We start from the raw sequence: 20394 nt of genomic DNA on the forward strand, positions 1-20394 counted from the left end.
GCGCCACCGGCACACCAGCACCAGTGAACGAGACGACGGAGTCCATGGCCGACCACATCCTCGAGATGCGCAGCATCACCAAGACGTTCCCGGGCGTGAAGGCGCTGTCGGACGTGACGCTGGCCGTGCAGCGCGGTGAGGTGCACGCGATCTGCGGCGAGAACGGCGCCGGCAAGTCCACCCTGATGAAGGTGCTGTCCGGGGTGTACCCGGCCGGCACCTACGACGGCGAGATCTTCTTCGACGGGCAGCCCTGCTCGTTCGGGGGCATCCGCGACTCCGAGCACGCGGGGATCGTGATCATCCACCAGGAGCTCGCCCTGGTGCCCTACCTGTCGATCGCGGAGAACATCTTCCTCGGCAACGAGCGACGCGGTCGCGGTGGCCTGATCGACTGGAACAAGGCCAACGCCGAGGCCGCCGACCTGCTCCGCCAGGTGGGCCTGGACGAGAACCCGACCACCCCGGTCGGCCAGCTCGGCGTCGGCAAGCAGCAGCTGGTGGAGATCGCCAAGGCGCTCTCCAAGGACGTGAAGCTGCTGATCCTGGACGAGCCGACCGCAGCGCTCAACGACACCGACTCCGCGCACCTGCTCGGCCTGATCCGCGGTCTGCGCGAGCGCGGGATCACCTCGATCATCATCTCGCACAAGCTCAACGAGATCGACGCGATCGCCGACCACACCACGATCATCCGGGACGGCCAGACCGTCGAGACGCTGGACATGGCCGACCCGGCCGTGACCGTCGACCGGATCATCAGCGGCATGGTGGGCCGCACCCTGGACTCCTACTACCCCACGCGCGAGTCGCACCCGGGGGAGGAGGTGCTCCGGGTCGAGGACTGGACGGTCAAGCACCCGACCCAGGACCGGCTCGTCGTCGACCACGCCTCCTTCGACGTGCGCGCCGGCGAGGTGGTCGGCATCGCCGGGCTGATGGGTGCCGGGCGGACCGAGCTCGCCATGAGCATCTTCGGCCGTTCCTACGGCACCTACGTCGGGGGCCGCCTGTTCCTGCACGGCCGGGAGGTCACGGCCCGCAGCGTCGCCGAGGCGATCGACGCCGGCATCGCCTACGCCACCGAGGACCGCAAGAAGTACGGCCTCAACCTCATCGACGACATCACGCGCAACGTCTCGGCCGCGGCGCTGGACAAGCTCTCCCGCCGTGGTTTCGTCGACGCCAACGAGGAGACGAAGGCGGCGGAGGAGTCCCGGACGTCGATGAACATCAAGGCGCCGTCCGTGCTGTCCGTCGTCGGCAAGCTCTCCGGGGGCAACCAGCAGAAGGTCGTGCTGAGCAAGTGGCTGCTCACCGACCCCGACGTGCTGATCCTCGACGAGCCGACCCGCGGCATCGACGTCGGCGCCAAGTACGAGATCTACACGATCATCAACCGGCTCGTGGCCGCCGGGAAGGCCGTCGTGGTGATCAGCTCCGAGCTGCCCGAGCTGCTCGGCATCTGCGACCGCGTCTACACCCTCTCGGCCGGCCGCATCACCGGTCAGCTCCCCGTGCGGGAAGCAACCCAGGAACGCCTCATGACCCTCATGACCCAGGAGAAGGAGCCGGTCGGATGACCCACACCGTCGGTCCGACGTCGGAGCCCGAGGCCCAGTCGGCCACCGCGCCCAAGGACGTCGCCCCCGCTGTCGCGAGCAAGAGCGGGACGAGCGACGTGCGCTCGCTGTTCACCCGCAACCTGCGGACCAGCGGCATCTACATCGCCTTCGTGGCGATCGTGGTGCTGTTCACGATCCTGACCGACGGCCGGCTGCTGTCGTCGGGCAACGTCACCAACATCGTCCTGCAGTACTCCTACATCCTGATCCTGGCGATCGGGATGGTCATCGTGATCATCGCGGGGCACATCGACCTGTCGGTCGGGTCGGTGGTCGCGGTCACCGGCGCGGTCTCCGCGGTCCTGGTGATCCGCGAGGGGCTCCCGTGGTGGGTCGGCGTGCTGGCCGCACTGGCCACCGGGCTGGCGATCGGGGCCTGGCAGGGCTTCTGGGTGGCCTACGTCGGCATCCCGGCCTTCATCGTGACCCTGGCCGGCATGCTGCTGTTCCGCGGCCTGACCCTGCAGGTGCTCGACAACGTCTCCCTGTCGCCGTTCCCCCGCGAGTACGGCCAGATCGCCTCCGGCTTCAGCAACGGGCTGATCGGTGGCAACGGCTACGACGCGTTCACGCTGCTGATCTTCGGCGTCGCCGTGGTCGTCTACGCCTACACCCAGTTCCGCAACCGGCAGACCCAGCTGCGCTACGACCAGGACGTCGAGTCGTTCCCGCTGTTCGTGGCGAAGATCCTGGCGGTCGCCGCCGTCGTCATGGCCTTCGCCTGGAAGCTGGCCACCGCCCGCGGCCTGCCCTACGTGCTGGTCATCCTGGCGGTGCTCATCCTGGTCTACGGCGTGGTCACCAAGCGGACCGTCTTCGGCCGCCAGGTGTACGCCATCGGTGGCAACCTCGCCGCGGCGACGCTGTCCGGGGTGAAGGTCAAGACGGTCAACTTCTGGATCTTCGTGAACATGGGCTTCCTGGCCGCCGTGGCCGGGATCGTGTTCTCCTCCCGGTCGAACGGGGCGCAGCCCAGCGCCGGCCAGATGTTCGAGCTCGACGCCATCGCGGCCGCCTTCATCGGCGGCGCCGCCGTCACCGGCGGTGTGGGCACGGTGGTCGGGGCCATGGTCGGTGGTCTGATCATGGCCGTCATGACCAACGGCATGACCATCATGGGCGTCGACCAGTCGCTGCAGTCGGTGGTCAAGGGGCTGGTCCTGTTGCTGGCGGTGGCCTTCGACGTCTACAACAAGCGGCGGGCGGGCGCCTCGCGCTGACGCCGGGGTCCTCGCACCGACGTCGTCGGCGCGAGGACCACCGCGACCGGGGTGGCAGCGGAGCCACCTCCACGGGAGGGGGAGACGGTGCTGACGCAAGGGCCGGCACGAGCGCGGGCGATGTCCGACGTGGCAGCGCACGCGGGGGTCTCCCACCAGACCGTGTCCCGGGTGGTCAACGGCCACCCCAACGTCGCCCCCGGCACCAGGGCGCGGGTGCTGCAGGCGATCGCGGAGCTGGGCTACCGGCCCAACACCGCCGCCCGCGCCCTGGTGACCGGCTCGACCCGGACGCTGGGTCTGGTCATCTCGCACATCAACCAGTACGGCCCGGCGCAGACGCTGCTGGGCCTGGAGAAGGCCGCGCGCGCCGCGGGCTACTCCCTCGGCGTCGCCATCCTGGACGAGGACAGCGAGGCGGCGATGCGCGAGGCGGTCGACCGCTTCGTGGCCCAGTCGGTCGACGCCGTCGTCGCGCTGTCCACCTACGGCCAGGCGGTGGACGCGCTCCGGCGTTTCGAGTCGCCGGTGCCGCTGATCGCGGTGCAGGTCGGCCGGGACGAGAACCGGCCCACCGTCTGGGTCGACCAGCAGGTCGGTGCGGCGCTGGCCACCCGGCACCTGCTCGCGCTGGGGCACCACACGGTGCACCACGTGACCGGCCCCGGTGACTCCCTGGAGGCCCGCGGGCGGGTGATCGGCTGGCAGGCGGAGCTGGAGAAGGTGGGCGCTCCGGTGCCGGACCTGCTGCACGGCAACTGGCTGGCGTCCTCCGGGCACGCCGCGGGGCTGGAGCTGGCCCGGCGGGCCCGCTCCGGTGAGGACGTGACCGCCGTCTTCGTGGCCAACGACCAGATGGCGCTCGGGCTGCTCAACGCCCTGCACCGGGCGGGGCTGTCGGTACCCGGCGACGTGAGCGTCGTCGGCTTCGACGACATCCCGGAGGCGGCGTACTTCACCCCGCCGCTGACGACGGTGCGCCAGGACTTCGCCGAGCTGGGCCGGCGCGGGGTGCAGCTGGTGCTCTCCCGGCTGCGGGGCGAGCAGAGCGAGTCCCAGCCGGTTCTGCCCGCCCTCGTCGTCCGGGGGAGGACCGGCCCCGCACCCGTCCGCTGAGCGCCCGGCCCGTGGTCCACCGCGGCGAGCGAGGGCGGCTTGACCGAACCTTTGTTAGCGCTAACAATCCACTCACGTTCCGCGGCCCACGGTCGACCGGATCATCGGCACCAGATCACGGGACCAGGCCTGTCACCGATGGGCGGAAGGGACTCCTGACATGACGATCGACGCTGTCGCAGCGATCACCTCGAACCGCACGGCGCTGGGCATCGAGCTCGGCTCGACCCGGATCAAGGCGGTGCTGATCGGCCCCGACCACTCGCCGCTCGCCGTCGGGGCCTCCGACTGGGAGAACCAGCTGGTCGACGGGTTGTGGACCTACTCGCTGGACGCCGTCTGGGCCGGCGTGCAGCAGAGCGTCTCGGCCCTGGCCGACGACGTGCGGCAGCGCCACGGGGTGGAGCTCGCCGGAGTCGGTGCCCTCGGGGTGTCGGCGATGATGCACGGCTACCTGCCGTTCGACGCCGAGGGCCGGCTCCTCACCCCCTTCCGCACCTGGCGGAACACCAACACCGGCCGGGCGACCGAGCGGCTCAGCGCGGAGTTCGGGGTCAACATCCCGCACCGGTGGAGCGTCGCGCACCTCTACCAGGCCGTGTTGGACGGCGAGGACCATCTCGGCCGGCTCGACCACCTGACGACCCTCGCCGGGTACGTGCACTGGCAGCTCACCGGCGAGCAGGTGCTCGGCATCGGGGACGCCAGCGGCATGTTCCCGATCGACCCCGCCACCGGCGGCTACGACGCCGCCATGCTGGCCCGGTTCGACCAGCTGGCCGCCGAGGCCGGGGTGGAGCTCACCCTCGCCGAGCTGCTGCCGGCCATCGCCGTCGCCGGGCAGCCGGCCGGCACGCTCACCGCGGCGGGCGCGGAGCTGCTCGACCCGACCGGCCGGCTGCGCCCTGGCGTCCCGCTCTGCCCGCCCGAGGGCGATGCGGGCACCGGCATGGTCGCCACCAACTCGGTGGCGCCCCGCACCGGCAACGTCTCCGCCGGGACGTCGATCTTCGCGATGGTCGTGCTCGAGGGTGAGCTCGCCGGGGTGCACCGCGAGCTGGACCTGGTCACCACGCCGGCCGGCGACCCGGTGGCGATGGTGCACTGCAACAACGGAGCCAGCGAACTGGACGCCTGGGCCGGTCTGTTCGCCGAGTTCGCCCGGGCGCTGGGCTCCCCGGCCGACCCGGCGGAGGTCTTCGCGACCCTGTTCACGGCTGCGCTGGACGGGGCCGCCGACTGCGGCGGGATGCTCGCCTACAACTACCTCTCCGGCGAGCCGATCACCGACCTCGAGGAGGGCCGCCCGCTCTTCCTGCGGTCCCCCGACAGCCGGCTCGACCTGGGCACCTTCATGCGCACGCACCTGTTCTCCTCGCTGGCCACGCTGCGCATCGGCATGGACGTGCTGCAGAAGGCCGAGGGCGTGCGGCTGGACCGGATGTTCGCCCACGGCGGCATGTTCAAGACCGCCGGCGTGGCCCAGCGGTTCCTGGCCGCCGCGATCGACACGCCGGTCGCCGTCGGCGACGTCGCCGCGGAGGGGGGTGCCTGGGGCATCGCCGTCCTGGCCGCCTTCGCCACCGGGCGGGCGCCGGAGCAGAGCCTGCCCGACTACCTGGACACCGCGGTCTTCGCCGGCACGAGCCTGGTGACCGCCGAGCCCGACCCGGCCGACGTCGCGGGCTTCGACGCCTTCATGCAGCGGTACGTCGCCGGGCTCCCGGTCGAGCGCGCCGCCGTCCAGCACGTGGCCACCGGCTCCCAGCCGACCGAGCCGTCCGACACCACCTCCGCACCCCTGACCGAGGAGCAGCCGGCATGACCGCCACCGCCGACCCGCAGGCCCGCACCGAGCGGGGCACCCACCGCGCGCAGCGCGAGCACGTCGCCCACCTGCACTCGTACCTCACCCGCTACGAGCTGGTCACCTGGACCTCCGGGAACGTCTCCGAGCGGGTGCCGGGCGAGGACCTGTTCGTCATCAAGGGCAGCGGCGTCGAGTACGACGAGCTGACCTGGGAGGGCATCACCGTCTGCGACCTCGACGGCAACGCCGTCGACGGGGTGAAGGCGCCGTCGTCGGACACCGACGCGCACGCCTACGTCTACCGGAACATGCCCGAGGTCAACGGCCAGGTGCACACGCACAGCACCTACGCCGCGGCCTGGGCGGCCCGGCACGAGGAGATCCCCTGCGTGCTGACCGCGATGGCCGACGAGTTCGGCGGGCCGATCCCGGTCGGGCCGTTCGCGCTGATCGGCGACGACTCCATCGGTCAGGGCATCGTCGCGACGCTGCAGGGGCACCGCTCGCCGGCGGTGCTGATGAAGAACCACGGCGTCTTCACCATCGGCGCATCGGCGAAGGCGGCGGTGAAGGCGGCGGTCATGACCGAGGACGTCGCCCGCACCGTGCACCTCTCCCGTCAGCTGGGGGAACCCGTCCCGATCGCGCAGGCGGACATCGACTCGCTCTACGCGCGCTACCAGAACGTCTACGGCCAGCGCTGACGCGCCGGCCCCGAGGTAAGGACCTGTACGTGGCATTCGAGGACAACGAGGTCTGGTTCCTCACCGGCAGCCAGGGGCTGTACGGCGAGGAGACCCTGCAGCAGGTGGCCGAGCAGTCCCAGCGGGTGGCGGCCGCCCTCGACGGGTCGTCCGACGTCCCGGTGCGGGTGGTCTGGAAGCCGGTGCTCACCGACGCCGGCGCCATCCGCCGGCTGATGGGCGAGGCCAACGAGACGCCGTCCTGCATCGGCGTCATCACCTGGATGCACACCTTCTCCCCGGCGAAGATGTGGATCCCCGGTCTGGACGCGCTGCGCAAGCCGCTGCTGCACCTGCACACCCAGGCCGACGCCGCCCTGCCGTGGGCGACGATCGACATGGACTTCATGAACCTCAACCAGGCCGCCCACGGTGACCGGGAGTACGGGTTCATGCTCACCCGGCTGCGCACGCCGCGGACCACGGTCGCCGGCCACGTCAGCAACCCGCGGGTCGCCCGGCGGGTGGGCTCCTGGGTGCGGGCCGCCGCAGGCGCGGCCGAGGCCCGCGGGCTGAAGCTCGCCCGGTTCGGCGACAACATGCGGGACGTCGCGGTGACCGAGGGCGACAAGGTCGAGGCGGAGATCCGCTTCGGCATGTCGGTGAACACCTGGGGTGTCAACGACCTGGTGGCCGCGGTGGAGCGGGTGGCCGAGCCGGCCGTCGACGCGGTGATCGCCGAGTACGCCGACCTGTACGAGATGGACGCCGACCTGCGCCCCGGCGGCGACCGGCACCACAGCGTCCGCTACCAGGCGCGGATCGAGGTGGCGCTGCGCCAGTTCCTGACCGAGGGTGGCTTCGGCGCGTTCACCACCAACTTCGAGGACCTCGGCGGGCTGCGTCAGCTGCCCGGCCTCGCCGTCCAGCGCCTGATGGCCGACGGGTACGGGTTCGGCGGTGAGGGCGACTGGAAGACCTCCGCCCTGCTGCGGGTGCTCAAGGTCGCCGGCGCCGGGCTGCCCGGCGGCACCTCCTTCATGGAGGACTACACCTACGACCTGGCGGCCGACCGGCCGACGATCCTCGGCGCCCACATGCTCGAGGTGTGCCCGACGATCACCGGGGAGAAGCCGCGCCTGGAGGTGCACCCGCTCGGGATCGGCGGCCGCGAGGACCCGGCCCGGCTGGTGTTCACCGCCGCGCCCGGCGCCGGGGTCACCATCGGCTGGTCGGACCTGGGTGACCGGTTCCGCTGGGTGGCCAACGAGATCGACGTCGTCGAGCCCGCCGAGGCGCTGCCCAACCTGCCCGTCGCCCGGGCCGTCTGGGCACCGCGGCCGGACTTCGAGACGGCGACCGAGGGGTGGCTCACCGCCGGCGGCCCGCACCACACGGTGCTCACCACCCAGCTCGGCGCCGACGAGCTGACCGACCTGGCGGAGGTGTTCGGCACCGAGCTGGTGCTCATCGACGCCGACACCACCCGGCGCTCGCTGGCCAAGGAGCTGCGCTGGAGCGCGGCCTACCACCGGCTCAACCAGCGCCTCTGAGACCCCCGGCCGCTCGTCGCCGTTCCCCCCGTGCGGCGGCGGGTGGCCGGGCTCCACGACGAGGCACAGGAGGCTCTGCACCCGGTTCCAGGCCAGGAACCGGGGGCAGAGCCTCCTGTGCCTGGGTGGGCGGCAGGCGTCAGCGGGGAGCCGGGTCCAGCCGGGTGCCCTCGGCGCACCGGTAGCTGCGTGCCTCGGCCGGGTCGCGGTGCCCGGTCAGCCGGGCCACCTCCGGGTAGGCGCACAGCGGGCGGGTCTGCACGACCGTGCCGTCGTCGTCGACCACCTGCGCGTCGAGCGTCCTCGGGGCCTTTCCGTGCTCGACCCAGTCGACCAGCGCCTCGAACTGGCCGGTCGGTTGCGGGCCGGCGCCGCCGCCGCAGTGGCCGACGCCCGGGGCGAGGAACAGCCGGAGGAACTGGTCGGTGCGCTTGGCCCCGAACAGCTCACGCACCCGCTCGTAGTAGTCGACCGTGCCCTGGAACGGCACGCCGAAGTCGGCCGCCCCGTGCCACAGCAGCGCCTTGCCGCCGCGCTCGGCGAACGCGGACAGGTCGGGGTCGTCGGCGCCGAACACGTTCCCGTACATCTCCACGGCCTGGGCGAAGAACGCCTCGAACGCGGGGTAGGTCAGCGTCCGCCAGTCCCACTCCGGGTCCTGGGCGAGGAACAGCCCGAACCACCACAGGTCGTAGACGAACGGCTGGCCGACCAGCTGCCCGTCGACCTCCACGACGTCGTTGAGGCCGGCGTAGGGGGTGCCGGGCGCCAGGCCGTACCAGAGGAAGCTGCCGTCCTGCCCGCGCGGCCCCTCACCGATCCGCCGCATCACCTCGACGTCGGCCGCGGTGATCTCCCCGCAGTCGGTCTGGGTGCCGATCAGCTGGCCGAGGTCGAAGTCGCAGGCCAGCGGGTCGCCGATGACCCCGTCGACCACACCGTCGCCGACCTCGTCGCAGGCGGCGATCGTGGCCTCGAGGGCGGCGGCGAACCTGCACGGCGCGACCGGGTTCTGCTCCTCGAGCATCACGACCTGGCCCCACATCTGGCCGGTCTGCATCTGCGGGTAGTTGATCACCGGGGCGCCGGCCAGCACGCCGTCGTAGTCGTCGGGGTACCGCTGCGCCTCCATCAGCCCCTGCCGGCCGCCGGTGGAGCAGCCGTTCCAGTAGGAGTACTCGGGGCCCCGGCCGTAGAAGGCGGTGATGACGGCCTTGGCGATGACGGTCATGTCGTGCACGCCGACGTGCCCGAAGTCGCGGATCCGCTGCCAGTTCAGCGTGCGGTCGGGGTTCAGCGCGAAGTCCGCCGTCGCGCCGGTGTGCCCGGCGTCCGTGGCCGCGGTGGCGTAGCCGTCCCGCAGCGGCGCCAGCAGGGACTCCGGTGACCCGCCGCTGAACCCGCCACCGCCCATCGCCTGGAAGCGGCCGTTCCAGGTGGTGGTGGGCAGGTGCACCCACACCGTGACCGCGTCGTCGGCCGGCGGGTGGGTGACGGTGAGCTGCACCCGGCAGGACGCCGGGGTGGTCTCGTCGCCGGGGTCCTCGACGGCGGAGTCGACGGTGGTGTTCGGCAGACCGAGCGACTCGGTGGTGAGGTCCGCGCAGGCCTTCGCCGGCGGGGGCGGCGGGGGCGGCGTGCGTGGGTGGGCACTGGCGGCGGGCACCGACATCAGGCCCACCCCCAGCGCCAGAGCCGCCATGATCGTCAGTGCCCGTGCCGGCCGGTGTCGTCGATGCCCCATGTGCCTGTCCGCTCCTCGCGAGCTCGTCGCCGGACCTCGGCTGCGCCGGCGCCACCCGCGGCGTCCGCGGAGCTCCTGTGCGTCAGCCAACTTCCCGATGCGCGAGTGTGGCACGGGGGTGTGACCGTGGCCATACCGTCTTCCGGGGAGCGGTCAGGCGGTGAGGACGACGGGCAGGTCGGCCAGCCCGCGCATCACGAACTCCGGCCGGCGCTGCGGTCGCGCGCCCAGCTCCAGCGACGACGTGCGGGACAGCAGTGCACCGAAGGAGGCCTGCAGCTCGACCCGGGCCAGCGGCGCGCCGATGCAGAAGTGCACCCCGGCGCCGAAGGAGATGTGCGGGTTGTCCGTGCGCCCGACGTCGAGGGTGTCCGGCTCGGCGAAGACGGCGGGGTCGCGGTTGGCGCTGCCCAGCAGGGCGGCGATCCGCTGCCCCTCGGCGACGGTGACCCCGCCGATCGCCACGTCGGCGGTGGCGGTGCGCTCGAACAGCTGCAGCGGCGAGTCGAAGCGCATGAGCTCCTCGATCGCGGTGGGCAGCAGCGCCGGGTCCTCGCGGAGCCGCCGCAGCTGGTCGGGGTGCTCCAGCAGGGCGAGCAGGCCGTTGCCGCTGACGTTCACCGTCGCCTCGTGGCCGGCGTTGAGCAGCAGGATGCAGGTGGTGACCAGCTCGTCCTCGGTCAGCCGGTCGCCGTCGGAGTCGCGCACGGTGACCAGGTGGGTGAGCAGGTCCTCGCCCGGGGTGCGGCGGCGCAGGTGCGCCAGCTCGCGCAGGTAGGTGACGAACTCGGCGGCGGCCCGCTCGGCGTCGTCCTCGATGGCCGTCGTCCGGCCGTACTCGTACATCTTCACGATCGCGTTGGACCACGGCCGCAGCAGCGGCCGGTCGGCGGCCGGGACGCCGAGCAGCTCGGCGATCACCGCCACCGGCAGCTCCTCGCTCATCCCGGACAGGACGTCGACCGGTGCCGACCCGGCCGACCGCTCGACCAGCTCGTCGACCAGGGAGTCGGCCAGCTCCTGCACCCACGGGCGCAGCCGCTCGACGTGCCCGCGGGCGAACGCGGCGCTGATCAGCCGGCGCAGCCGGGTGTGCTCCGGCGGCTCCATCTCCAGGATCGCGTTGCGGTGGATCAGGTTGAACTGGTCGAACCGCTCGGCGGGCGCCTTGTCGCGCCAGATGCGGCCCAGCCGCCGGTCGCGCAGCACCGCGTTGGCCTCGGCGTGGGTGAAGGCCAGCCACATGCCGAGGCCCGCGTCCCACTGCACCGGCGCGACGGCCCGCGCTCGCGCGAAGGTGGGGTACGGGTCGGCGACCACGGCCGGGTCGGCCAGGTCCAGGGGAGCAGCAGCCAGCGTCACTGGAGTGACTCTAGCGAGTTGGCGCCCGAGGAGTCTCCTACCCTCGCAGCATGGCCCGTTCCGCATCCCGCAGCCGTCCCGCCGCCCCGGCCGCCGACGGCGAGATCAACCCGAAGGCCCCGTGCCCGTGCGGCTCCGGCCGGCGGTACAAGCACTGCCACGGCTCCGGCTACGCGGCGCCGGTGCGCCGTCCCTTCGAGGGCCTGACGGGCGAGGCCGACTGGGTCGCGCTGCGCGAGCTGGTGCCGGCCGCCACCGCGAAGCTGCGCACCACCGACGGCCGGGAGGTGACGCTGGCCAGCGTGCTGCCCGGTGGCACCCCCGCGCTGGTGCGCGCCAACGGCGAGATCCTGCTCGGCGTCCAGCTGCCCACCTCCTCCGACGACGTCAGCCGCGACCTGGGCACGGCGCTGGCCGCCGCGCTGGAGGCCCCGGCGGGCGCACCGGTCGACCCGGGCCCGATCGGCGCCGCCGGGTCCGCCGGACCGCGGCTGCAGGAGCTGCTGGACACCAGCGCGCCGATGGAGGTCACCGTCCACGACGACTTCGGCTTCTGGCTCGAGGGCGCCGAGCCGAACCCGGCCGCCCAGGCCGGCCTGCAGCAGGCCAACGAGATGGTCATGCCGACCGTCCGGCTCGAGGGTCTGGAGGCCGCGTACTGGTGCCGTCCCTCGGTCGACCGGGCGCACGTGCGCTGGGCGCGGCCCGAGGCCGAGGAGCCGCTGCTGGACGCCCTGGCCCGGCTGGCGGCCGCCGGCCAGCTGACGCTGGGGGAGGACACCCGGTACGCCGGCGCCTTCCGCGCTCTCGGCCTCGTCGTCCCGGTGTGGGACGTGCCCGCCGACGTCCCCGGTGCCGACTGGGCGGCCCCGGCTGCCGAGCTGCAGACCCGGCTGACGGCGGCGCTCGCCGTCGACACCCCGCTGACCGCCGACGAGCGGCGGGCCCGCGCGGGTCTCCTCTCCCGCCAGGTCACCCTCCGGTAGACCCGGGTGCCGCCGTGGCCCGCGGCCGCGGCGGCACCCGGAGGCATACCGTGGTGCCCGCACGGCACGGCTGAGGAGGACGAACGTGGACCACGAGCACGGCGGGATGCACCTGCCGGAGCTGCCGCCGACCACGGGCCGGGTGCTGGCGCTGGACCTGGGCGGGGCCTCCCCCGTGGCCTGGCTGGCCGTGCTGCTCGCCCTGGTCTACGGCGTCGGTCTGTGGCGGCTGCACGCCCGCGGCGTCCGGTGGTCGCCGCTGCGCACCGCCTCCTGGTTCGCCGGCTGCGCCACCACGTTCTACGTCTGCGCCAGCGGGCTGCAGACCTACGGCATGGGGTTGTTCAGCCTGCACATGGTCCAGCACATGGTGCTGACCATGATCAGCCCGCTGCTGTTGCTCGGGGGTGCGCCGGTCACCCTCGCGCTGCGGGCCCTGCCGGCGTCCCCCGGCACCGCCGGGATGCCCCGGCGGCTGGTGCTCTCGGCGCTGCACAGCAGGCTGGGCCGCGCGCTGTCGCACCCGCTGTTCACCGTGCCGCTGTTCATCGCCAGCCTCTACGGCGTCTACTTCACGCCGATCTTCGACGACCTGATGTCGACGGTGCCCGGGCACACCTTCATGCTGCTGCACTTCCTGGTCACCGGGTTGCTGTTCTTCGGCCCGATCCTGGCCATCGACCCGTGGCCGCGCCGCTCCGGCCACGGCGGCCGGATGCTGGAGCTGCTGCTGCCCGCGCCCTTCCACGCCTTCTTCGGTGTGATCGTGATGATGAGCAGTGGCCTGCTGCTGACCAGCTACGCGAACCCGCCGGAGTCCTGGGGCGTCGACCCGCTCTACGACCAGGGCGCGGCCGGCGGCATCGCCTGGTCCTTCGGGGAGTTCCCGACCGTGCTGGTGCTCGCCGTGGTGTTCTTCCAGTGGACCCGGTCGGAGGAGCGGGCCAACCGGGCCGCCGACCGGGCCCGGGAGCGGGCGATCGCCCGGGGGGAGAGCGGCGAGGACCCGGAGCTGACCGCCTACAACGAGCGCCTGCGCCGCCTCGCCGCCCAGAACCCCTGACCCCGTCCGCTTGCGGGCCGCCGGGTGGCGCCGACCCTAGGGTGCGCGTGTGCCGTTCACCCTGGCCCACCCCGCCGTCGTCCTGCCGCTGCTGCGCACCCCGCTGGTGCCCTCCGCGCTGGTCGCCGGGTCGGTGGCGCCGGACCTGCCCTACTACGTCTCGCTGCAGTGGCTCGGCGGTGACTACAACCTCACGCTGAGCCACGAGCTCACCTCCGTCCTGTGGCTCGACCCGCTCATCGGGCTGGTGCTGCTCGCCGCGTTCCAGGTGGTGGTGAAGCGCCCGCTGCTGGCGCTGCTGCCGCCGGCCGCCGCGGGACGTGCCGTCCCCGCCGCACGCGGGTTCCGCTGGCGCAGCCCGGTGGCGCTGGCCTCGATCGCCGTCTCGCTCGTGGTCGGGGCGGCCAGCCACGTGCTGTGGGACGACGTGACCCGCGCCCCCGGGGCCCCGTGGTCGCTGCGACTGGAGGTCGCGTTCACCGTGCTCGGCGGCGGGGCGCTGCTGTGGTGGCTGGTCCGCTGGTGGCGCGCGGCCCCGCCGTCGCCCGTCCCGGCCGCCGTGCTGCTGCCCCGGACGGTGCGCGTCGTCGTCCCGGCGCTGCTCGGGGTGGTGGCGGTGCTGGCCGGGGCGGTCTCGGGGTTCCGGATGCTGCCGGAGTTCCGGGAGGCCTACCGGCTGGAGGGCGCTGTGGACTGGGCCGGGGTGGCCGAGGCGGAGCTGCGGACGTTCCTCGTCGACGGCGGGACGGCGCTCCTGGTGGCGCTGGTGCTGTACGCCGTCGCCTGGCACCTGTTCCGGCTGCGCTCCGCTTCCGAGCCCGCCGCCCAGAACTCCTGAGCGGTCAGGAGGGGCGGCGGGTGCGGGGGTGGTCGGCGGCGACCAGCGCCTCGACCAGGTCGGCGCGGGCCCGGGCGACCCGGGAGCGGATGGTGCCCACCGGGCAGCCGACGACCTCCGCGGCCTCGGCGTAGGGCAGCCCGATCAGCTGGGTGAGGACGAACGCCTCCCGCCGCTCGGGGTCGAGCCGGTCGAGCACGTCCTGCGCGGCGACCGTGCCGCCCACCTCGTCGGCCGGGGCGTCGCGCACCAGGTCGCCCAGGTCGGTGTCGTCGTCGACCAGCACCAGCCGGCGGCGCCTCCTCGAGCGCAGGTGGTCGGCGCACACCCGGCGGGCGATCGACAGCAGCCAGGTGCGCACGCTCGAGCGGCCCTCGAACCGGGCCAGCGCCGGCAGCGCCCGCAGGTAGGTCTCCTGGGTGAGGTCCTCGGCCACCTGGCGGTCGGCCAGGTGGGCGCACAGCCGCCACACCTCGGCCTGCGTCTCGCGCACGAACGCCGCCTGCGCGGCGCCGTCGCCCGCTGCCGCCCGGGCCGCGAGCCGTTCCAGCTGCTCCACGACCACCCTCCGGGAACCCTGCGACTGCCGGCGGCGACTATGCCAGTCGTGCGGTGCGTTCCCTTTCGTGAGGCGATCTCGGCGGGTCTGGACGGCGAGGACCCGGGCATGCCCCAGCGCTGGGTCGACGAGCACCTGGCCGGCTGCGCGGCCTGCCGCGGCTGGGCGGAGGCGGCCGCGGAGGTGACCCGCCGGGCCCGGCTCGCGCCGGCTGCCTCAGTGCCCGACGTGACCGCGGCGGTGCTCGGCCGGCTGCCGGCGGCCCGCGTGCGGCGGAGCTGGGTGGACGCCGCGCTGCGGCTGGCCCTGCTCGCGGTGGGCGCCGGTCAGCTCGCGGTCAGCCTGCCGGCGTTCCTCGGTGCGGGGACGAGCGCACCGGTGCACCTGGCGCACGAGACCGGCGCCTGGAACCTGGGCCTGGCCGCCTGCTTCCTGGTGGTCGCCGCCCGGCCCCGGCTGGCCGCCGGCGCGCTGCCGTTCCTCCTCTCCTTCACCGCGGTGCTCGTGGGGGTGACCCTCGCCGATCTCGGCGCCGGCCACGTGCACGCCGGCCGGGCCGGGGCGCACCTGCCGCTGGTCGGCGGCGCCGTCCTGGTCAGCGCGCTGGCGTGGCGCGCCCGCACCCCCGGCCGCGGGCCGGTGGGCGCCGTCCGCGAGTGGGCCGGCCGGCTTCCCGCCCGGGGCGGGTCCGGAGGCGTCGGGACGACGGTGCACCGCGCTGCCGTCCGTTCGCTACCGACCGAGCCGGTGGCCGAGCAGCGCGCGGCCTGACGTCACCGCCCATGATCACCTCGGGCTGAGCCGGGCCATTCGCGACCGGTGGCCCCGCTGGACCCGAGGTGATCATGTGACACCCGGCGTTCACCTGGCCTCCCTACGCTTCCGGGGCCATGAGCACCCCCAGGGACTCGTCGCCGGGGACCGGCGCCCTCGCCCGCCGGCTGGGCACCGGCGACGCCGTCGTCATCGGCCTGGGCTCGATGATCGGGGCGGGGGTGTTCGCCGCGTTCGCGCCGGCGGCGCAGGCGGCCGGCGCCGGTCTGCTGATCGGCCTGCTCCTCGCCGGGCTGGTCGCCTACGCCAACGCGACCGCCTCGGCGCAGCTCGCCGCGCAGTACCCGGCCTCCGGTGGCACCTACGTGTACGGCCGGGAGCGGCTGGGGCCGTGGTGGGGGTTCCTCGCCGGCTGGGGCTTCGTCATCGGCAAGACGGCGAGCTGCGCGGCGATGGCGCTGACCTTCGCCGCCTACGCGGCGCCCGACGGCTGGCAGCGCCCGGTGGCGGTGGCCGCCGTCGCCGCGCTGGCCGCGGTCAACTACTGCGGAGTCACCCGCACCGCCCGGCTGACCCGGGTGATCGTCACCGTGGTGCTCACCGCGCTGACCGTCGTCGTGCTGGCCAGCCTGGTCGGTGGCTCGCCGACGTGGTCGCAGGTCAGCCCCTGGGACGGCGTCAGCGGCGGCTGGTACGGCGTGCTGCAGTCGGCCGGCCTGCTGTTCTTCGCCTTCGCCGGCTACGCGCGGATCGCGACGATGGGCGAGGAGGTGCGCGACCCCGCACGGACCATCCCGCGGGCGATCCAGCTCGCCCTGGGCCTGGCGGTCGCCGTCTACGCGGTCGTGGCGGTCACCCTGCTGGCGGTGCTCGGCCCCGACGGGACGGCGGCGACGGCGGCACCGTTGGCGGCCGCGGTCGACGCGGGCAGCTGGTCGGCGGCGGCGCCGGTGGTCCGGATCGGGGGCGCGGCCGCGGCGCTCGGTGCGCTGCTCGCGCTGATCGCCGGCATCGGGCGGACCAGCCTGGCGATGGCCCGGGAACGCGACCTGCCGGGCTGGCTCGCGGCCGTGCACCCGCGGTACTCCGTGCCGCACCGCACCGAGGTGGCCCTCGCCGTCGTGGTGTGCCTGCTGGTGCTCACCGTCGACCTGCGCGGCGCGATCGGGTTCTCCTCCTTCGGTGTGCTGCTGTACTACCTGATCGCCAACGCCTCGGCGTTCACCCAGGACCGCTCGCACCGCCGGTTCCCCCGCGCACTGCAGGTGTTCGGTGCGGTCGGCTGCGTCGTTCTCGTGGTCACCCTGCCGCCGAGCGCCATCGCGGTCGGCGCCGCAGTGCTGGCGGTCGGCGCCGTGGCCCGCCTGGTGCGCGTCTCCCGGGAACGACGGGCCGCGTGACCCGGTGGGCGGCCGCCGGGCCTGGTTGACTGCCCGTGGTGATCACCGGCCTCCTCGGTGCGGGGGTCCGGGGCACCAGCGAACAGCAGCCTGTCGTCGAGCGCGGAGAGTGACCACGTGAAGAGTCGTCTGTCGGCTGTGCCGCTCGCCCTGCTGCTCCTGGTGGCCGGGTGCACCGGCTCGGGCGACGACGGCGAGGACGCCGCGGCGTCGAGCGCACCGGCCCGCGAGGTCGAGTGGGGCGCCTGCGAGTTCGACGTGCCGGCCGGGGTCGACATCGAGTGCGGCACCCTCGAGGTGCCGGCCGACCGGGCCGACCCGGACTCGGGGACGATCAGCCTCGCCTTCGGCGTCGTCGCCGCGCAGGCCGACGACCCGGCCGAGGACCCGCTCGTCTACCTCTCCGGCGGGCCGGGCCAGGGGGCGCTGGAGTTCGTGCCGCTGGCGTTCGGCGAGCTGTACGAGCCGCTCACCCAGGACCGGGACCTGGTCGTCCTCGACCAGCGCGGCACCGGGCTGACCGAGCCGTCGCTGGCCTGCGACGAGTACAGCTCCTGGGTGCGGGAGTCGCTGGGGTCGGAAGAGCCGGTCGAGGAGCTCGCGGAGCAGGCGGCCGCCTCGCTGGAGGAGTGCCGGCAGCGGCTGGTCGACGAGGGCGTCGACTTCGCCGACTACGACAGCTCGGCCTCCGCCGCCGACCTCGACGACCTGCGCCGCGCGCTGGGCCACGAGGAGTGGAACCTCTACGGGATCTCCTACGGCACCCGGCTGGCGCAGACCGCCATGCGCGACACCCCCGAGGGCATCCGGTCGGTGGTGCTCGACGCCTCCTACCCGATCGACGCCGACCTCTACGAGGAGACGCCGGGCAACGCGGCCCGGGCGATCGATGCGCTGTTCGCCGCGTGCGCGGCCGACGCCGGGTGCGCCGAGCGGTACCCCGACCTGGAGCAGACGGTCACCGACCTCGTCGCGGAGCTCGACGCGGCACCCGTTCCGGTCACGGTGCTCGACCCGACCACCGGTGAGCGGGTGGAGAGCCCGCTGGACGGCGCCGGCTTCGTGGGCTTCCTCTTCCAGAGCATGTACTCGACCGAGCTGATCCCGTTCCTGCCCGAGGTCATCGAGGCCGCGGCGAGCGACGAGTTCGGCACCATCGGCCTGCTGCTCACCGCCTTCACCCAGCAGCTGGACATGGTGAGCGTCGGCCAGCAGCTGGCCGTGCAGTGCGAGGAGGAGGTCAGCTTCAGCGACCCGGACGCGGTGGCGGACGCGGTCGCCGAGCACCCGCTGGTCGAGAGCTTCTTCGCCAGCACGCCCACGATGGGGCCGGGCATCTTCGACGTCTGCGCCAGCTGGGACGCCGGCGAGCCAGGCCCCGCCGAGAACGAGGCGCTGAGCAGCGACCTCCCCACCCTGGTGCTGGCCGGGGAGCTCGACCCGATCACCCCGCCGCGGTGGGGCGAGCAGCTGGCCGACGAGCTGGGCAACGCCGTCTACGTCGAGTTCCCCGCCACCGGGCACGGCTCGGTGGGCACGCACGAGTGCGCGGTGCAGCTGACCCGGGAGTTCCTCGCCGACCCGGGCAGCGAGCCGGACACCTCCTGCGTCGACGACGTCGAGACCCCCGCGTGGACCGCGGAGGGCACGCAGGTGGAGATGACGGACTGGGAGAGTGAGGAGCTGGGCCTCACCGGGGTCCGGCCCGACGGGTGGTCGGAGGTGCTCCCCGGCGCGTTCCAGCAGTCACCCCTGGTCTCGCTGGTGCAGCAGGTGGTGCCCGGCGCGACGGCCGACCAGGTGCTGCAGCAGCTGGCGGCGCAGCTGGGCTCCGGCGACCCGGTCGAGCCGGTGGACCAGCTGGAGACGGCGTCGGCCACCTGGGACCTCTACCGGCTCGACGACCTGGGTCAGCGGGTCGACCTCGCCCTCGCCGAGACGGACGCGGGCCTGGCCGTGGTGCAGCTGACCGCGAGCCCGGAGCGCAGCGACGTCTACCGGGAGCAGGCCTTCCTCCCCGCCGTCGAGGCGTTCGACCCGGGGGCCTGACGGTCGGGCGGGGCGGCTACGTCGGGACGGGGTCGCGGAGCACGGGGCAGGACATGCACCGCGGGCCGCCGCGGCCGCTGCCCAGCTCCGACCCGGCGATCGCGATCACCTCGATGCCGGCCTTCTCCAGCGCCGCGTTGGTGACGGTGTTCCGCTCGTAGGCCACCGCCAGCCGGGGCGCGAGCGCGAGGGTGTTGTTGCCGTCGTCCCACTGCTCCCGCTCGGCGGTGACCGGGTCGAGTCCGGTGTCGATCACCCGCAGCCGGTCGATGCCCATCGCCTCGGCCGCGGCGTCCAGGAACGGCCGCGGCCCGCGCACCGTCAGCTCCACCGTGTCCGCGTCGTCGGGCAGCTCGTCGCTGGTCACGGTCCAGGCCTGCAGCGAGTCGGCGACCGCCGGGTACATCACCATGGCGTCGACGTCGACCATCGTGGCGATGGTGTCCAGGTGCATCGTGGCCCGCTCCTGGGCGATCGGGACGACCAGCACGGTGTGCGCCAGCCCCCGGGCGAACACCCGCCGGGCCAGCCGTTCGGCCCCGCCCGGCGTCGTCCGCTCGCCGACGCCGACCGCCACCACCCCGGGCGCGAGCAGCAGCACGTCGCCGCCCTCGAGGTGCTCCAGGTGCGCGCCGTAGAGCCGCTCGGCGCCGGCGAACCGCGGGTGGTGGGTGTACAGCGCCGCGGTCAGCGCGCTCTCCCGCGCCCGGGCCGGCATCGCCAGTGACGTGACGGCCACCTGCCCACCGACCCACACCGACGAGTCGCGGGTGAACATCAGGTTGGGCAGTGGCGGTACGACGAAGTCCCCGTGTCCCATCAGCTGGTAGGCCAGGCCCCGGCCACCGCGCAGCTCGTCGTGGGCGACCCCGGCGATCAGCGCCTGCGCGAGGTCGTCGGGCGCGAGCCCGGACAGGTGCGCGGTGGTCGCGTGCTGCAGCGTCGCGCCCAGCCGCGGGTCGTCGACGGCGGCGGCGATCACCTCGTCGCGCGCCGCGGGCACCGCCATCGTCTCGGTGAGCAGCCGGTGCAGGTGCAGCACCTCGACGCCGCGCTCGGTCAGCGCCGCGGCGAACGCGTCGTGCTCCTCCTGCGCCCGGGCCACCCACGGCACGCCGTCGAAGAGCAGCTCGTCGTTGTTGCGCGGGGTGAGCCGGCGCAGCTCCGCGCCCGGCCGGTGCAGCAGCACGGTGCGCAGCCGGCCGACCTCGCTGGTCACCGAGCAGGGGGCGGTCATGCCGTCGAGCCTCGCCGATCGGGACGGCGGCGGCCAGCCCGGAACGGGTGAGGCCGGCGGCCGTGGTCCACTACGGGTGTGACGCCGGTCGACCCGCCCCCACCGCCGCCCACTCCCGGCGGCCAGCCGCGGTGGCTGGTCGTGCTGCTCGCCGCGGGGCTCTCCCTGCTGGTGGGCGCGGTGCTGCTGCTCCTGCTGCAGGTGGCGGGCGTCGGACGGATCGGCTTCCTCGGGCTGCTGCTCGTGCTGATCGCGGCCGCCGTCGTCGGCGGCTACGCCACCCGGGCGCTCGCCACCCGGCTGCCGCCGGTGGGCCGACGCCCGCGCGGCTGACCGGCGTGTCGCGCGGCCTCTCCGGAAAGGCCTGGTCAGGCG

At 73.8% G+C, this 20394-nt stretch carries 17 protein-coding genes; 13 read left to right on the forward strand and 4 right to left on the reverse strand.

Annotated features, from left to right (window positions below; translation table 11 throughout):
• Positions 1–23: 23 nt before the first annotated feature.
• From mmsA to araA, 6 genes are all read left to right on the forward strand, one after another.
• On the forward strand, positions 24–1583 hold the full coding sequence (gene mmsA, locus ACI783_RS09995) for a multiple monosaccharide ABC transporter ATP-binding protein (protein ID WP_457140307.1): 1560 nt from the start codon (positions 24–26) through the stop codon (positions 1581–1583).
• Entirely contained in the window at positions 1580–2845 is a 1266-nt protein-coding gene (gene mmsB, locus ACI783_RS10000) for a multiple monosaccharide ABC transporter permease (RefSeq protein WP_457140308.1), read from the forward strand. The genes mmsA and mmsB overlap by 4 nt, the downstream gene beginning before the upstream one ends.
• Before the next feature lie 120 nt (positions 2846–2965).
• Positions 2966–3961, forward strand: coding sequence for a LacI family DNA-binding transcriptional regulator (locus ACI783_RS10005; protein WP_457140309.1), 996 nt, complete (start codon positions 2966–2968; stop codon positions 3959–3961).
• 160 nt (positions 3962–4121) lie between these two features.
• The gene (locus tag ACI783_RS10010; protein WP_457140310.1) at positions 4122–5786 is read left to right on the forward strand and encodes a xylulokinase; all 1665 of its coding nucleotides are present in this window, start codon (positions 4122–4124) and stop codon (positions 5784–5786) included.
• On the forward strand, positions 5783–6475 hold the full coding sequence (locus ACI783_RS10015) for an L-ribulose-5-phosphate 4-epimerase (protein WP_457140311.1): 693 nt from the start codon (positions 5783–5785) through the stop codon (positions 6473–6475). Before ACI783_RS10010 ends, ACI783_RS10015 begins: the two co-directional genes overlap by 4 nt.
• Before the next feature lie 29 nt (positions 6476–6504).
• Positions 6505–8007 (forward strand): L-arabinose isomerase, encoded by a 1503-nt coding sequence (gene araA, locus ACI783_RS10020; RefSeq protein ID WP_457140312.1) that lies wholly within the window; start codon positions 6505–6507, stop codon positions 8005–8007.
• Between the two features lie 139 nt (positions 8008–8146).
• On the opposite strand, the gene ACI783_RS10025 is transcribed toward araA, so the two are convergent.
• The gene (locus ACI783_RS10025) at positions 8147–9709 is read right to left on the reverse strand and encodes a tannase/feruloyl esterase family alpha/beta hydrolase (protein ID WP_457140313.1); all 1563 of its coding nucleotides are present in this window, start codon (positions 9707–9709) and stop codon (positions 8147–8149) included.
• A gap of 195 nt (positions 9710–9904) precedes the next feature.
• Complete coding sequence (locus tag ACI783_RS10030) at positions 9905–11113, reverse strand: cytochrome P450 (protein ID WP_457140314.1); 1209 nt, start codon at positions 11111–11113, stop codon at positions 9905–9907.
• Between the two features lie 50 nt (positions 11114–11163).
• Here ACI783_RS10030 and ACI783_RS10035 point away from each other — a divergent pair, with 50 nt between their 5' ends.
• From ACI783_RS10035 to ACI783_RS10045, 3 genes are all read left to right on the forward strand, one after another.
• Positions 11164–12099 carry a DUF5926 family protein gene (locus ACI783_RS10035; RefSeq protein ID WP_457140315.1) on the forward strand — a complete coding sequence of 312 codons (936 nt, stop codon included), beginning with the start codon at positions 11164–11166 and terminating at the stop codon, positions 12097–12099.
• Positions 12100–12184: 85 nt separating this feature from the next.
• Entirely contained in the window at positions 12185–13162 is a 978-nt protein-coding gene (locus tag ACI783_RS10040; RefSeq protein ID WP_457140316.1) for a cytochrome c oxidase assembly protein, read from the forward strand.
• Positions 13163–13211: 49 nt separating this feature from the next.
• The gene (locus ACI783_RS10045; protein ID WP_457140317.1) at positions 13212–14000 is read left to right on the forward strand and encodes a DUF4184 family protein; all 789 of its coding nucleotides are present in this window, start codon (positions 13212–13214) and stop codon (positions 13998–14000) included.
• A 4-nt stretch (positions 14001–14004) separates the two neighbouring features.
• Here the strand turns inward: ACI783_RS10045 and ACI783_RS10050 are convergent, their stop codons facing one another.
• Complete coding sequence (locus tag ACI783_RS10050) at positions 14005–14559, reverse strand: sigma-70 family RNA polymerase sigma factor (protein WP_457140318.1); 555 nt, start codon at positions 14557–14559, stop codon at positions 14005–14007.
• Positions 14560–14598: 39 nt separating this feature from the next.
• Here ACI783_RS10050 and ACI783_RS10055 point away from each other — a divergent pair, with 39 nt between their 5' ends.
• The 3 genes from ACI783_RS10055 (at position 14599) to ACI783_RS10065 (ending at position 18782) form a co-directional block, all read left to right on the forward strand.
• The gene (locus tag ACI783_RS10055) at positions 14599–15330 is read left to right on the forward strand and encodes a zf-HC2 domain-containing protein (RefSeq protein WP_457140319.1); all 732 of its coding nucleotides are present in this window, start codon (positions 14599–14601) and stop codon (positions 15328–15330) included.
• A 119-nt stretch (positions 15331–15449) separates the two neighbouring features.
• A complete protein-coding gene (locus ACI783_RS10060; protein ID WP_457140320.1) occupies positions 15450–16733 on the forward strand; it encodes an APC family permease in 1284 nt (427 codons plus the stop codon).
• Positions 16734–16850: 117 nt separating this feature from the next.
• Positions 16851–18782 (forward strand): alpha/beta hydrolase, encoded by a 1932-nt coding sequence (locus ACI783_RS10065; protein ID WP_457140321.1) that lies wholly within the window; start codon positions 16851–16853, stop codon positions 18780–18782.
• Between the two features lie 16 nt (positions 18783–18798).
• On the opposite strand, the gene ACI783_RS10070 is transcribed toward ACI783_RS10065, so the two are convergent.
• Entirely contained in the window at positions 18799–20019 is a 1221-nt protein-coding gene (locus tag ACI783_RS10070; protein ID WP_457140322.1) for an arginine deiminase, read from the reverse strand.
• Positions 20020–20097: 78 nt separating this feature from the next.
• On the opposite strand from ACI783_RS10070, the gene ACI783_RS10075 reads away from it, so the two are divergent.
• Positions 20098–20352 (forward strand): hypothetical protein, encoded by a 255-nt coding sequence (locus ACI783_RS10075; protein ID WP_457140323.1) that lies wholly within the window; start codon positions 20098–20100, stop codon positions 20350–20352.
• Positions 20353–20394: the final 42 nt, after the last annotated feature.

It is taken from the genome of Modestobacter sp. SYSU DS0511 (assembly GCF_054050755.1).

Bases quoted from the DNA above. Each gene is read 5' to 3' on its own strand.
- mmsB (WP_457140308.1), top strand. From the start codon at position 1,580: ATGACCCACACCGTCGGTCCGACGTCGGAGCCCGAGGCCCAGTCGGCC.
- ACI783_RS10005 (WP_457140309.1), top strand. From the start codon at position 2,966: ATGTCCGACGTGGCAGCGCACGCGGGGGTCTCCCACCAGACCGTGTCC.
- ACI783_RS10015 (WP_457140311.1), top strand. From the start codon at position 5,783: ATGACCGCCACCGCCGACCCGCAGGCCCGCACCGAGCGGGGCACCCAC.
- ACI783_RS10055 (WP_457140319.1), top strand. From the start codon at position 14,599: ATGCCAGTCGTGCGGTGCGTTCCCTTTCGTGAGGCGATCTCGGCGGGT.
- ACI783_RS10070 (WP_457140322.1), bottom strand. From the start codon at position 20,019: ATGACCGCCCCCTGCTCGGTGACCAGCGAGGTCGGCCGGCTGCGCACC.
- ACI783_RS10060 (WP_457140320.1), top strand. From the start codon at position 15,450: ATGAGCACCCCCAGGGACTCGTCGCCGGGGACCGGCGCCCTCGCCCGC.
- ACI783_RS10035 (WP_457140315.1), top strand. From the start codon at position 11,164: ATGGCCCGTTCCGCATCCCGCAGCCGTCCCGCCGCCCCGGCCGCCGAC.
- ACI783_RS10010 (WP_457140310.1), top strand. From the start codon at position 4,122: ATGACGATCGACGCTGTCGCAGCGATCACCTCGAACCGCACGGCGCTG.
- ACI783_RS10025 (WP_457140313.1), bottom strand. From the start codon at position 9,709: ATGGCGGCTCTGGCGCTGGGGGTGGGCCTGATGTCGGTGCCCGCCGCC.